This window comes from Actinophytocola sp. NPDC049390 (assembly GCF_044466355.1).
Classification (GTDB): domain Bacteria; phylum Actinomycetota; class Actinomycetes; order Mycobacteriales; family Pseudonocardiaceae; genus Actinophytocola.
Genome location: NZ_JBITMQ010000014.1, coordinates 166,395 through 178,343, shown reverse-complemented (window position 1 = coordinate 178,343; position 11,949 = coordinate 166,395). Strand labels below are relative to the sequence as shown.

The 11,949-nt window shown below is 71.3% G+C and carries 14 protein-coding genes; 6 read left to right on the top strand and 8 right to left on the bottom strand.

The features are described 5' to 3' along the window. Complete coding sequence (gene glgC, locus ACIBVP_RS34155) at positions 1–1,221, bottom strand: glucose-1-phosphate adenylyltransferase (protein ID WP_396110563.1); 1,221 nt, start codon at positions 1,219–1,221, stop codon at positions 1–3. A gap of 48 nt (positions 1,222–1,269) precedes the next feature. Between glgC and glgA the strand changes: the two genes are divergently transcribed. The 3 genes from glgA to ACIBVP_RS34140 all read left to right on the top strand — a co-directional run bounded on the left by glgA (position 1,270) and on the right by ACIBVP_RS34140 (position 3,476). Then, positions 1,270–2,430, top strand: coding sequence for a glycogen synthase (glgA, locus tag ACIBVP_RS34150; protein WP_396110562.1), 1,161 nt, complete (start codon positions 1,270–1,272; stop codon positions 2,428–2,430). Between the two features lie 3 nt (positions 2,431–2,433). Next, positions 2,434–2,967: a GNAT family N-acetyltransferase gene (locus ACIBVP_RS34145; protein ID WP_396110561.1), complete on the top strand. Its 534-nt coding sequence runs from the start codon at positions 2,434–2,436 to the stop codon at positions 2,965–2,967. A gap of 62 nt (positions 2,968–3,029) precedes the next feature. Next, positions 3,030–3,476 carry a GtrA family protein gene (locus ACIBVP_RS34140; RefSeq protein ID WP_396110560.1) on the top strand — a complete coding sequence of 149 codons (447 nt, stop codon included), beginning with the start codon at positions 3,030–3,032 and terminating at the stop codon, positions 3,474–3,476. Between the two features lie 171 nt (positions 3,477–3,647). On the opposite strand, the gene ACIBVP_RS34135 is transcribed toward ACIBVP_RS34140, so the two are convergent. Together ACIBVP_RS34135 and ACIBVP_RS34130 are read right to left on the bottom strand one after the other, a co-directional pair. Continuing rightward, the gene (locus tag ACIBVP_RS34135; RefSeq protein WP_396110559.1) at positions 3,648–5,102 is read right to left on the bottom strand and encodes a leucyl aminopeptidase family protein; all 1,455 of its coding nucleotides are present in this window, start codon (positions 5,100–5,102) and stop codon (positions 3,648–3,650) included. A 99-nt stretch (positions 5,103–5,201) separates the two neighbouring features. After that, positions 5,202–5,369, bottom strand: coding sequence for a DUF3117 domain-containing protein (locus tag ACIBVP_RS34130; RefSeq protein ID WP_075127418.1), 168 nt, complete (start codon positions 5,367–5,369; stop codon positions 5,202–5,204). 184 nt (positions 5,370–5,553) lie between these two features. Here ACIBVP_RS34130 and ACIBVP_RS34125 point away from each other — a divergent pair, with 184 nt between their 5' ends. Further along, positions 5,554–6,354: a PaaX family transcriptional regulator C-terminal domain-containing protein gene (locus tag ACIBVP_RS34125; protein WP_396110558.1), complete on the top strand. Its 801-nt coding sequence runs from the start codon at positions 5,554–5,556 to the stop codon at positions 6,352–6,354. A 10-nt stretch (positions 6,355–6,364) separates the two neighbouring features. Beyond that, on the top strand, positions 6,365–7,144 hold the full coding sequence (locus tag ACIBVP_RS34120; protein WP_396110557.1) for an enoyl-CoA hydratase-related protein: 780 nt from the start codon (positions 6,365–6,367) through the stop codon (positions 7,142–7,144). Positions 7,145–7,274: 130 nt separating this feature from the next. Here ACIBVP_RS34120 and ACIBVP_RS34115 read toward each other — a convergent pair whose 3' ends face one another. Genes ACIBVP_RS34115 through ACIBVP_RS34100 form a run of 4 tightly spaced genes read right to left on the bottom strand, consistent with a single transcriptional unit; the run spans position 7,275 to position 9,829 of the window. Then, on the bottom strand, positions 7,275–7,493 hold the full coding sequence (locus tag ACIBVP_RS34115; RefSeq protein WP_396110556.1) for an exodeoxyribonuclease VII small subunit: 219 nt from the start codon (positions 7,491–7,493) through the stop codon (positions 7,275–7,277). Then, the gene (locus ACIBVP_RS34110; RefSeq protein WP_396110555.1) at positions 7,490–7,927 is read right to left on the bottom strand and encodes a sugar ABC transporter substrate-binding protein; all 438 of its coding nucleotides are present in this window, start codon (positions 7,925–7,927) and stop codon (positions 7,490–7,492) included. Before ACIBVP_RS34110 ends, ACIBVP_RS34115 begins: the two co-directional genes overlap by 4 nt. Continuing rightward, on the bottom strand, positions 7,908–9,173 hold the full coding sequence (gene xseA, locus ACIBVP_RS34105; protein ID WP_396110554.1) for an exodeoxyribonuclease VII large subunit: 1,266 nt from the start codon (positions 9,171–9,173) through the stop codon (positions 7,908–7,910). The genes ACIBVP_RS34110 and xseA overlap by 20 nt, the downstream gene beginning before the upstream one ends. Further along, complete coding sequence (locus tag ACIBVP_RS34100; RefSeq protein WP_396110553.1) at positions 9,170–9,829, bottom strand: lipid droplet-associated protein; 660 nt, start codon at positions 9,827–9,829, stop codon at positions 9,170–9,172. The genes xseA and ACIBVP_RS34100 overlap by 4 nt, the downstream gene beginning before the upstream one ends. Positions 9,830–9,894: 65 nt before the next feature. On the opposite strand from ACIBVP_RS34100, the gene ACIBVP_RS34095 reads away from it, so the two are divergent. Beyond that, on the top strand, positions 9,895–10,863 hold the full coding sequence (locus ACIBVP_RS34095; RefSeq protein WP_396110552.1) for a 4-hydroxy-3-methylbut-2-enyl diphosphate reductase: 969 nt from the start codon (positions 9,895–9,897) through the stop codon (positions 10,861–10,863). A 40-nt stretch (positions 10,864–10,903) separates the two neighbouring features. Here ACIBVP_RS34095 and ACIBVP_RS34090 read toward each other — a convergent pair whose 3' ends face one another. Continuing rightward, a complete protein-coding gene (locus ACIBVP_RS34090) occupies positions 10,904–11,869 on the bottom strand; it encodes a DUF6542 domain-containing protein (protein WP_396110551.1) in 966 nt (321 codons plus the stop codon). Positions 11,870–11,949 lie beyond the last annotated feature (80 nt).

Sequence of the window (11,949 nt, the reverse complement as noted above, 5' to 3'; positions counted from 1 at the left end):
TCACTCCGCCCGTTCGCCCTTTCCGAGCACCACGACACCACCCGCCGACACGGTCCACCGCTGCCGGTCCACATCGAGGTCGACGCCGATCTCGGCGCCCTCGGCGACCTGCACGTTCTTGTCGAGGATCGCCTTGCGCACCACGGCGCCCTTGCCGACCCGCACGCCCGGCAGCAGCACGCTGCCCTCGACCACCGCGCCGTCCTCGATCACCACGTCCGCGCTGATCACCGAGTCCCGCACCGACGATCCCGACACGATCGAGCCCGGCCCGATCATCGACTCGACCGCGCTGCCCGAGTTGACGAACTTCGCGGGCGGCAGCGGCGGCGTCGCCGTGCGGATGGGCCAGCGGTGGTTGTACAGGTTGAACACCGGGTGCACCGACACCAGGTCCAGGTGCGACTCGTAGTACGCGTCGAGCGTCCCCACGTCCCGCCAGTAGCCGCGGTCCCGCTCCGTCGCGCCCGGCACCTCGTTGTCGTCGAAGTCGTACACGCGCGCCTCACCGCGGCCGACCAGCATCGGGATGATGTCGCCGCCCATGTCGTGCATCGACTCGGGGTTGGCGGCGTCCTCCCGCAGCGCGTCGAGCAGCGTCTCCGTGCGGAACACGTAGTTGCCCATCGACGCGAACGTCACGTCCGGGTCGTCCGGCACCGACGGCGGTAACGACGGCTTCTCCAGGAAGCGGGTGATCTTGCCGGACGCATCCGAGTCGATGCAGCCGAACGCCGTCGCCTCGCTGCGCGGCACCCGGATCCCGGCGACGGTCACGCCGGCGCCCGCGTCCACGTGCTCGGCGACCATCTGCGACGGGTCCATCCGGTACACGTGGTCGGCGCCGAAGACGACGATGTGGTCCGGTTTCTCGTCGTAGACCAGGTTCAGCGACTGGTAGATCGCGTCCGCGCTGCCGGTGTACCAGCGCGGCCCGAGCCGCTGCTGCGCCGGCACGGGGGTGATGTACTGCCCGAGCACGCTCGAGAGGCGCCAGGTGGTGGAGATGTGCCGGTCCAACGAGTGCGACTTGTACTGCGTGAGCACACATAACCGGTGGTAGCCCGCGTTCACGAGGTTCGACAGCACGAAGTCGATCAGCCGGTAGTTGCCCCCGAACGGCACCGCGGGTTTCGCCCGGTCAGCGGTCAGCGGCCACAGCCGCTTCCCTTCGCCCCCGGCGAGCACGATCGCGAGCACGTGTGGCTGCTGGCCCTTCACGTGGCTGACCCTAACCGCGTTCGCACTGGTACGGCTACCTTGAGCCATGTGCGTATCGGGCTGTTGACTCGGGAATGGCCGCCGGAGGTCTACGGCGGGGCAGGCGTTCACGTCGAGTTCCTCGTACCGAGGTTGCGTGAGCTGATCGACGTCGACGTGCACTGCTTCGGCGGTCCGCGTTCGGGTGAGGGCGTCCACTCGCACAACCCGGCGCCGGGACTCGAGCGGGCGAACCAGGCGCTGCGGACGTTGTCGGCGGACCTGTCGATCACCGCGGCGGTGGACGGCGTGGACCTCGTGCACTCGCACACGTGGTACGCCAACCACGCCGGGCACCTCGCGAAGATCCTCTACGACGTGCCGCACGTCGTCACCGCGCACTCGCTGGAGCCGCGCAGGCCGTGGAAGGCCGAGCAGCTCGGCGGCGGGTACCGGCTGTCGTCGTGGGTGGAGAAGACGGCGTACGAGTCGGCGGACGCGATCATCGCGGTGAGCGAGGGCATGCGCGCCGACGTGCTCGACTGCTACCCGTCACTCGCCCCGGAGAAGGTGCGGGTCGTGCGCAACGGCATCGACTCGTCGGCCTACCACCCGGTCACGGAGTCGGACGCGCTGCGCCACTACGGCGTGGACCCGGACCGTCCGATCGTGGTGTTCGTCGGCAGGATCACGCGGCAGAAGGGCGTCGGCCACCTGATCGCGGCCGCGCACCGGATCGACCCCGGTGCGCAGCTGGTGCTGTGCGCGGGCGCGCCGGACACGCCGGAGATCGCCGAGGAGACCACCCGAGCGGTGGCGGAGCTGGCGGCGGCACGGCCGGGCTTGTACTGGATCCAGAAGATGCTGCAGCCCGCGGAGGTGCGGCAGTTCCTCTCCCACGCGACGGTGTTCGTGTGCCCGTCGGTGTACGAGCCGCTGGGCATCGTGAACCTGGAGGCGATGGCGTGCGGCACCGCGGTCGTCGCGTCGGACGTCGGCGGCATCCCGGAGGTCGTGGACGACGGCACGACCGGGCTGCTGGTGCACTACGACGAGGCGGACACCTCGGCGTTCCGGGTGGGTCTCGCGGACGCGGTGAACAGCCTGCTGGCCGACCCGGACCGGGCGAAGCTGATGGGCGACGCGGGCCGGGAACGAGCGGTCACCGAGTTCTCGTGGGCGTCGGTGGCCGAGCAGACGGTGGCGGTGTACCGGTCGGTGACGGGCTGACCGGTGCGTGCGCGACTCGGGTCCGGCGAGGTGACGTTGCGGCGCTGGCGGGAACAGGACGCACCGGCGCTGCACCAGGTCGTGCAGGAGTCGATCGAGCACCTGCGGCCGTGGATGGCGTGGGTGTCGGACGGCTACCCACCCGAGGCGGCGACGGCGTTCATCGCGAGCACGGCGGACGACTGGGTGAAGGGCACGGCGTTCAACTACGCGATCGTCGTGTCCGGCCGCCTCGCGGGCGCGGCGAGCCTGATGGCGCGCGTGGGCCCGGGCGGGCTGGAGCTGGGCTACTGGCTGCACCCGGACCAGGTGGGCCGCGGCGTGGCGACGCGGGCGGCGTCGTTGCTGGTGGCTGAGGCGTTCCGCGCGGGTGCGCAGCGGGTGGAGATCGTCACCGACGTGGCGAACACGAGGAGCGCGGCGATCCCGAAACGGCTCGGGTTCACGGTCGTGGACCGGCGGCCACCGCAGGAGCCGGTCACGTCCGGCGAGGACGGGCTGGACGTGGTGTGGCGCCTGACCCCTGACCGGGGTTGATCCGGGGAAGCTCAGGGATCTTCCTGAGAGCGCGTTCAGCCCTGGGGCAATAGCTTCGACGCATGGCACCTCCGCGCATCAGACTGGCCCGCTTCACGGTCGCGTCCGCGATCGCCACGGGGATCAGCCAGGTCGTGCTGCTGGCGGTGTACGGGCTGACCACCGTGGACGCGACGACGGCGAGCACGATCGCGTTCCTGGCGGGTTCCGTGCCGCACTTCCTGATGGTCCGGTACTGGGCGTGGCCGCCGGGCAAGCTGCGCTCCCAGCTGACGACGTACCTGACGGTGACGTTGATCGGCGGCGTGGCGTCGATCGCGCTGACGACGGCCACGGAGAAGCTGGTGCTGCCCCTGCTGCCGAGCGGTTGGCAGCCGGTGGCGCTGACGCTGGCCTACCTCGCGGCGAGCGGCCCGGTCTTCCTGGCGAAGTTCGCCATCTTCGACCGCGTGTTCGCGGCACGCACCCGCCGCTACCAGCCGCTGGCCCCGGCAACAGCGGCAAGCTGAAGCCGCGCGCGACAACACCCCCGCTGACCAGCGAAAACCCCTCGCGCGCGCCCGGTGCCCAACCCCCACCCAATCCCGGGGGCCACCCGCCATGCCAGTCTACCGGTACCCACCGACAGACAGCCCGATGTCGATCTTGCCTGTGGACAACCGAGCGCGCTGTGGACAACCTCAGGCGTGGGCCGCGGCCAGCTCCACCAGTGTGCGGGCCGCGAAGCCGGTCGCACCCGCGCTGACCTCGTCGTAGTTGCGGTCTGCCCGAGCCGGGCCCGCGATGTCAAGGTGCGCCCACGGCAACCCGCCCGTGAACTCGCGCAGGAACATCGCCGCCGCGATGCCGCCCGGACCCGGCGGACACTGGCGCACGTCCGCGATCTCGCTGCGCACCGCCTCGGCGAACTCGTCCGCCACGGAGCCGACGTCGGAACCCAGCGGCATCCGCCACCAGCGTTCGCCCGCCGCCGCGCCCGCGGCCAGCACCTGCGCGGCCACCTCGTCCGTCGACGCGAACACGCCGCCGGTCCGCAGGCCGAGCGAGATCTTCATGGCACCGGTCAGCGTCGCCACGTCCACGATCAGGTCGGGCTTGCACCGCTCCACCGCGTAGGCGATCGCGTCCGCCATCACCATGCGCCCCTCGGCGTCGGTGTTCGTCACCTCGGTCGTGCGTCCGCCGTAGTGCCGCACGACGTCACCCGGCCGGTACGCCGACCCCGACACGTGGTTCTCCGCGCACGACACCAGACCGGTCACCCGTACGTCGATGCCCAACCGCGCGATCGCCTCCACCGCCGCGATCACCGCCGCGCCCCCGGCCATGTCGGTCCGCATCAGGTGCATGCCGTCGGCGGGCTTGACCGAGACACCGCCGGTGTCGAACGTGATGCCCTTGCCGACGAACACCACGTGCGGCGCCTTCGCCGACGGCCGCCACGTCAACTCGGCGAACCGCGGCGGGCGGGCCGAACCCCCGCCGACCGCCAGCAACCCGCCGAAGCCCTGCTCCGCGAGCCACTTCTCGTCGCGCACGACGACGTCGGCGACCTTGCCCGCCGTCCGCGTCGCCATCCGCGCGAGCCACGCAGGGTCCTTCACGTTCGACGGCGTGTTCGCGAGATCCCGCGCCAGCGCGGTCGCCTGCGCGAGCACCGCCGCGCGCCGCACCGGCTCGTCCAGCGCCGCGTCGGGTGTCACGAGCCGGATCGTCCGCACCACGGGTGGTGCGGCCTCCGCGGTCACCGCGTACCGGTACCCGCCCAGCCGCAGTCCGCACACCAGCTCGCCGACCTCGTCCGGACCGACGGACGACGGCAGCTCCAGCTGCACCGTCCGCTCCGGGGACCGGCCCGCGTCGGCGTCCTGCGCGATCCGCGCGTTGAGCGCCTTGGTCAGCGCGGCGCCCGCGGTGCGCCACTGCGCCGGGCTGCCGTCCCCGACGCCCGCGACCCACCGCACCGACGAACCGGCCGGGCCGGGCTGGACCTCACCGGCCTTGCCGGTCAGCGCGACAGCGTTCGCCCACTCGTCGGTCAGCTCCTCCCCGCGAGCCGACAACGACGTGGGGGCCCCGTCACCCGATCGGCACACCACGGCGAGCGGGGTCGTCCGCCTCGCCGTGGTGGTCACCTCTACCTCGGGGAGTGCCGTCGGTAACGCGGGTACCGATGTGTGCAACGGACCTCCATACTCGACGGATCACCGACCCAGAGACTCCACTCCGGACCGTCAGCCAGCCGCGGCCTTCAACGCGTCACCCAGGGCACTTGCCTCCTCAGCCGACATCTCGACGACGAGGCGCCCACCGCCCTCGAGTGGGACGCGCATCACGATGCCCCGACCCTCCTTGGTCACCTCGAGGGGACCGTCCCCGGTCCGGGGCTTCATGGCCGCCATAGCGTGCTCCCTCCGTCATAGCCTGCCACCCTGGCCGGACTCACCCGGCCAAAGACCCTGACATTCTCCCCTATGCCATCTCGCCGGTGAAATCGGAACCGATCACCTGCGTGTCGGTGACCGGCCAAGACAGGTTCGGACCACACTGGCGCCGGGCCGCCCCGCACTGACAGACTCGAAAATCGTGCGAGCCCGGTCCGCGCTGTTCGACGTCTACGGCAGCTACCTCAGAGCCAGAGGTGGCTCTGCCGCGATCGCGGCGTTGGTGCGCCTGCTCGAACCGCTGGGTTTCGAGGCGCCCGCCATCCGCACCGCCGTGTCCAGAATGGTGCGGCAGGACTGGTTGCGGCCCGTCCGCCTCACCGACGGCCCTGGCTACGCCCTCACCAAACGTGCCGAGCGCAGGCTCGACGAGGCAGCCGCGCGCATCTACCGCACCCATCCCTCCACATGGGACGGCCGCTGGCACGTGCTGGTGCTGGAGGAACTGCCGACACGCGGCGCCCGCGACCGCATCGACTCCTCTCTGCGACTGATCGGCTACGGACCGCTGGGGCCGACGACGTGGGTCGCGCCGCGGCCGTCACCGGAGCTGACGGACATCCTGTCGGCCGAGCACATCGCGGGACGGCTCTTTTACGGCGAGCACGACGGCGACGACGGCGACCTCGCCGCCCGCGCATGGGACCTGGAGACACTGGGCGCGGACTACGCGGATTTCGTGACCGAGTGGCTACCTGTCGTGTCCGCGGTGGATGGTTCACAGCCCGCGGAGGCGTTCGCGGCGTCGCAGCGGCTGCTGCACGCGTGGCGCAAGTTCCTGTTCCGCGACCCCGGCCTGCCGGAGAAGGTGCTGCCGAGGAACTGGGCCGGCACGGCGGCCGCGGAGTTCTTCGACGAGCACACCGCGCGGCTCGCGCCGGCGGCGGAGAGTTTCCTGTCGGAATGCCTCAGCAGAGGCGGACGTGCCAGGTCGAGTGCATGAGGAGGATGTCTTGACGTCACTGCTGGTCGACGACCGCGAGGGAGTTCGCACGCTCACCCTCAACCGTCCGGAGGCGTACAACTCGCTGACGGTGGAGTTGAAGGACGCGCTGCGCGACGGCCTCGCCGACGCGGCGGCGGACCCGGCGGTGCGGGCGGTGGTGCTGACCGGTGCTGGCAAGGCGTTCTGCGCGGGACAGGACCTGAAGGAGCACGTGGCGGCGCTGCGGTCCGACGACCCGGCCCCGTTCCGCACGGTCGAGGAGCACTACAACCCGATCGTCCGCAGCCTGACGACGATGGGCAAGCCGGTCATCGCGGCGGTGAACGGCATGGCGGCCGGCGCGGGCGCGTCTTTCGCGTACGCGTGTGACCTGCGGATAGCGGCGCCGGGCGCCAAGTTCCTGATGGCCTTCGCGACGATCGGCCTGACCGCGGACTCGGGTGCGTCATGGACGCTGCCGCGCCTGATCGGATACGGCCGCGCCATGGAACTGATGCTGCTGGCGAAACCGGTGACGGCGGAGCGCGCGCTGGAGATCGGCATGGTGACCGAGGTGGCGGAGGACCCGCTGGCCACCGCGCAGGAACTGGCGTCCCGCATGGCGGCGGGCCCGACCACGGGCTACGGGAAGATCAAGGAAGCCCTGCTGGCGGCGGCGGGCGCGGACCTGGAAGCCGCGCTGGCGACGGAGAAGGCGGGCCAGTCGCTACTGGGCGGAACAGCGGACCACCGCGAAGCCGTGGACGCGTTCGTCACCAAACGAACCCCGACCTTCACGGGCACCTGACTCGCGCGCGCACGTTGCCCAGCCCCCACCCGATCCCGGGGGCGTCCCGCCGTGCCAGTCTACCAGTGGTGGGTGACAGTCCGGGGGTTGTCGATCTTGCCTGTGGACAACTGACCGGGCTGTGGACAACTCAGCCCGCGGAGTTCTCCGACTCCGCTGCTGCCAGGGCCGACTCGATGCGCTCCCGCGCGCCCGCCAGGTGGCGGTCGCAGAGTTTCGCCAGGGCTTCACCGCGTTCCCACAGCGCCAGCGACTCCTCGAGGGACAGGCCGCCCGCCTCCAGCTTGGCCACCACCTCCGCCAGCTCGTCGCGGGCGGCCTCGTAGTCGAGGGTCGGGTCGTCGCTCACTGGGCGTGGGTCTCCAATCGGCTGTGGGCGTTCACCAGCGCGGCAGCCACCGCCTGGTCGTATCCGACGAACGCCTCCGCGAAGTCGGCGCCGTCGCGTTCGGCGACCGCCTCCTCGATGCGTTCCAGGGCGGCGCCGACGCGGTGGCGGTGCTGCGAGCCGCGGCCCAGCCACCAGCGCATGCCCGCGTAGTCGGACGTCGCCTCGGACAACGCCCGCAACCGTACCGGCAGTGTGCGGCAGCCAGGCGTGTCACAGCCGGCGAGCAGCGCCGCCCAGCACTCGGCGGCCGCCGCGTCGGCCTCCTTCGCCCGCCTCGACACGACGTCGGCGGGCGCACGCAGGGCGGGTTCGGTCGCCATGGCTCGGGCGACCGCGTTGGTGGTCTCGATGGTCAACGGCAGGAACGTGGGTTCACGATCCAGTCTCGGCACCGCTACCTCCGCTCGCGTCACCCCAGTCGGACGCGATCGCGTGCACCGCGCCATCGGCAACGCGGACCCGGAGCCTGGTCCCGTCCGGCGCCTCTGCCGTCGAGCGGAGCACTCGCGGGCTTCCTTCCTCGTCCACCCACTGCACGACCGCGTACCCGCGGGCAAGCGTGGCGGCTGGTCCCAGCGTCGTCAAGCGTGCTCTGGTGTGGTCCAGGGACGCCCGTTCGGACGACACGAGCGCGGTCATCGCACGGCGCGACCGCTCCACGAGCATGCTGACCTGCGCACTCCGTTGTTCCAGCGGTGTGAACGGGTCGGCGAGGACCGGGCGGCTGCGAAGCGCGTCCAGGCGGTGGCGCTCGCGATCCACCCATCCGTGCAACGCCCGGCGCGCACGGTCCCGGAGCTGGCGCACCCGCGCGATCTCCTCGGCGATGTCCGGCACGACCCGCTTGCCCGCGTCGGTCGGCGTCGAGCAGCGGACATCGGCGACGTGGTCGAGCAGCGGCGTGTCCTGTTCATGCCCGATCGCGCTCAGCACGGGCGTGCGGCAGTCCGACACCGCGCGCAGCAACGTCTCGTCGGAGAACGGCAACAGGTCCTCGACGCTCCCGCCGCCGCGGGCGATCACGATGACGTCCACGTCCTTGTCGCGGTCAAGCACGCCGAGCGCGTCGACGATCTGTGGCACCGCGAACGCGCCCTGCGTGGCGACGTTCTCCACCCGGAACCGCACGGCGGGCCACCGGGCACGCGCGTTGACCATCACGTCGTGCTCGGCGGCCGACGCCCGACCGGTGATCAGGCCGACGGTGTTCGGCAGGAACGGCGGCTTCTTCTTGCGTCGTGGGTCGAACAGGCCCTCAGCGTGCAGGAGCTTCCGGAGCCGCTCGATTCGCGCGAGCAACTGGCCGATGCCGACCGCGCGGATCTCGTCGGCCCGCAGCGACAGCGTGCCGCGGCCGATGAAGAACGCCGGCCGCGCGTGCAGGATCACGCGGGTGCCGTCGGTCAGCGGCGGCTGGTGCTCGCGGAGCATCCCGGTCGGGCAGGTGACGGTCATCGACACGTCGGCCGCCGGATCCCGCAGCGTGAGGAACGCGGTGCCGGTGCCGGGCCGGTTGGAGATCTGCGTGACCTGTCCCTCGACCCACACGTCCCCGAGGCGGTTGATCCAGTCGGCGACCTTGCGCGCGACGGTCCGCACCGGCCACGGCTTCTCCGGAGTGGTGGCGGGTTCGCTCACGTCTGGTCGCGCACAGTGGCGATGCGCCGGGTCAGCATGCCGACGAACGACGGGCGGTTGCCGTGCGTGCGTTCGTACTCGAGCAACTCGGCCAGTTCGTCGGCGTTGAACTGGCGCAGACGGGCACGCAGCTGCGGCAGCGACAGCTCGTCGTAGCCGGTTGCCTCAGGCAACGGGCGGTCGTCGTCGCGGTCGTCGTCGCGGCCGGCGATCGGATCGTCGACGGGGCCGTCGTGTGCTTCGGTCTCCTCCGCGATCGCCTGCTCTTCCTGCGTCCAGGGGTCCGGTGTGGCGAACGTCTCGGCGCTCACACTGTGGTGACCGTTACGCCGTTCCTCGTCGTCCTCGTCCTCGGCCCGGTCGAACGCCGACTCGAACGGCGCGGGCCTGCTGAAGTCGAAGCGGTCGTCCGCCACGTCCTCGTCGAAGGTCGCCCACTCCGGTGTCTCCTCGACCGGACGCAGGCCTGCGAGCACCTCGTCACCACGTATGGCCAGCTCGGTGATCTGCTGCTGCACACGCATGGAGACCTGCAGGGCCTGGCTCGCCACGGTGACCGGCAGCCCGGCGATCTTGGCGGGCAGCGTGCGGGCCTGTTCCACGGCCATGACGGCGAGGCCGGCCGCAACCCGGACGGGGAGCGGGAGTGACTTCATGTGTCTAGCCTGCACCAGTCCAGCCGATCTGCCTACACAGGTGTCCGGTCCGTACGCTTGGTGGCATGACCAAGCGAGTTCTGCTGGCCAAGCCGCGCGGGTACTGCGCAGGGGTCGACCGCGCCGTCGTGACCGTCGAGAAGGCGCTCGAGACCTACGGCGCGCCCGTCTACGTGCGCAAGGAGATCGTCCACAACAAGCACGTGGTCGAGACCCTCAGTGAACGCGGCGCCATCTTCGTCGACGAGGCGGACGAGGTCCCCGAGGGCGCGCTCGTCGTGTTCTCCGCGCACGGCGTGTCACCCGCGGTCCACGAACAGGCCGCGTCCCGGCAGCTGCGCACGATCGACGCGACATGCCCGCTGGTGACGAAGGTCCACCAGGAGGCCAAGCGCTTCGCCCGCGACGACTACGACATCCTCCTCATCGGCCACGAGGGCCACGAGGAGGTCGAGGGCACGGCAGGCGAGGCACCCGAGCACGTCCAGCTGGTCGACACCGCCGAGGACGCCGCGAACGTCACCGTCCGCGACCCGTCGAAGGTCGTGTGGCTGTCGCAGACCACGCTGTCCGTCGACGAGACGATGGTGCGCGTCAACCAGCTCAAGGACCGGTTCCCCGGGCTGCAGGACCCGCCGAGCGACGACATCTGCTACGCCACACAGAACCGCCAGGTCGCGGTGAAGGCCATGGCCGCGGAGTGCGACCTGGTGATCGTGGTCGGGTCACAGAACTCGTCGAACTCGAAGCGGCTCGTCGAGGTGGCGCTGCAGGCGGGCGCCACGGCGTCGTACCTGGTCGACTACGCCCGCGAGGTCGACGAGGCGTGGCTCGAGGGTGTCGAGACCGTCGGTGTCACGAGCGGCGCGTCGGTGCCGGACATCCTCGTCATGGACCTGCTGTCGTGGCTCGCGGACCGCGGCTACGGCGCGGTCCAGGAAGTCACGACCGCCAACGAGAAGGTCGCCTTCGCACTCCCGCGCGAGCTGCGCAAGGCGCTGCAGGACAACGACCTCCAGGGCAACGTCCGCTAGGCAGCCACCACCGCCACGGCACCACACACCTGGTGCCGTGTCAGCGGGTGCTCTCCGGCGGGCGACGACGCGGCTGACGCGGCGTCCCGCCGCGACCCTCACGACCGTTGTCCCTGCCCGCGTCCCGGCGACCACGCTCGTCGCGTGACCGGCCGCCCTCGGCACCCGGCTCACGACGGCGCGGGGTCGGGTCGGCGCCTCGGCCACGCGCCCGCCCAGGCATCTCGGGTGGCTCACCCCGGCCGCGCTCCGGCCGCCCGGCGGCAGGGTCGCGGCGACGCGCGTCACGGCCGGCGTCACGCCCGCCGTCCCGGCCTGCCGCGGGCTCCCGCGAGGGACGCGGTCCACGGCCCGGCGCGCGGCGGGCACCACGGTCGTCGGGCGGTGGCAGCTCTTCCATCTCCGGCCGGCCGCGACGTGGTGGCGCCGCGGGCCGCTCGCCGCCTGCCCGTTCCCGGCCACGCCCTCCGGTGGCCTGGCCCGGCTCGTCGTCGAGACCGATGTCGGCTTCACGCTGCTTCGACGGCTTGTTCGACCGCACCCGCGGCTCCGGATCGCGCTCACGCCACCAGCGGAACAACCCGATGAGGACGACCACACCGGTCGTGATGCCCATCGTCGGGAAGTTGCTCGTCAGCGGCAACGCCACCGACACGAGCAGCTTCATCAGCCCGCCGCCGGACGCCTTCTCGCTCACCAGCGCGACCGCACCCACCGCCGTGATCGCGAACACCAGCGGCGGCTGCACCATGGGGCCGAACAGGCTCCTCCTGCGCACGAAGCAGATCGCACCGACGCAGCTCACCACGAAAGCACCCTGGTAGATGCGTCCCAGTGACTCCTGCAGCTGCATGTCGACGAACGCGGCGATCGCCGTCAGTCCGAACGCCAGCAGGACAGCAGCCCACCACGGCAGCCCACGGAATTGCCCGATGATGGGACGGTCGTCCCACGCCGGTTCGGCGTCTACGTCAGGATCGCTCCTGCGATCGCGGGTCGCGGTCACGGCGCACACGTTAGTGGAACCTGCAACAAGTCCGGCCGACGTTCTGAAAACCGCACTCCTGAAGCCACACCATGATGTGA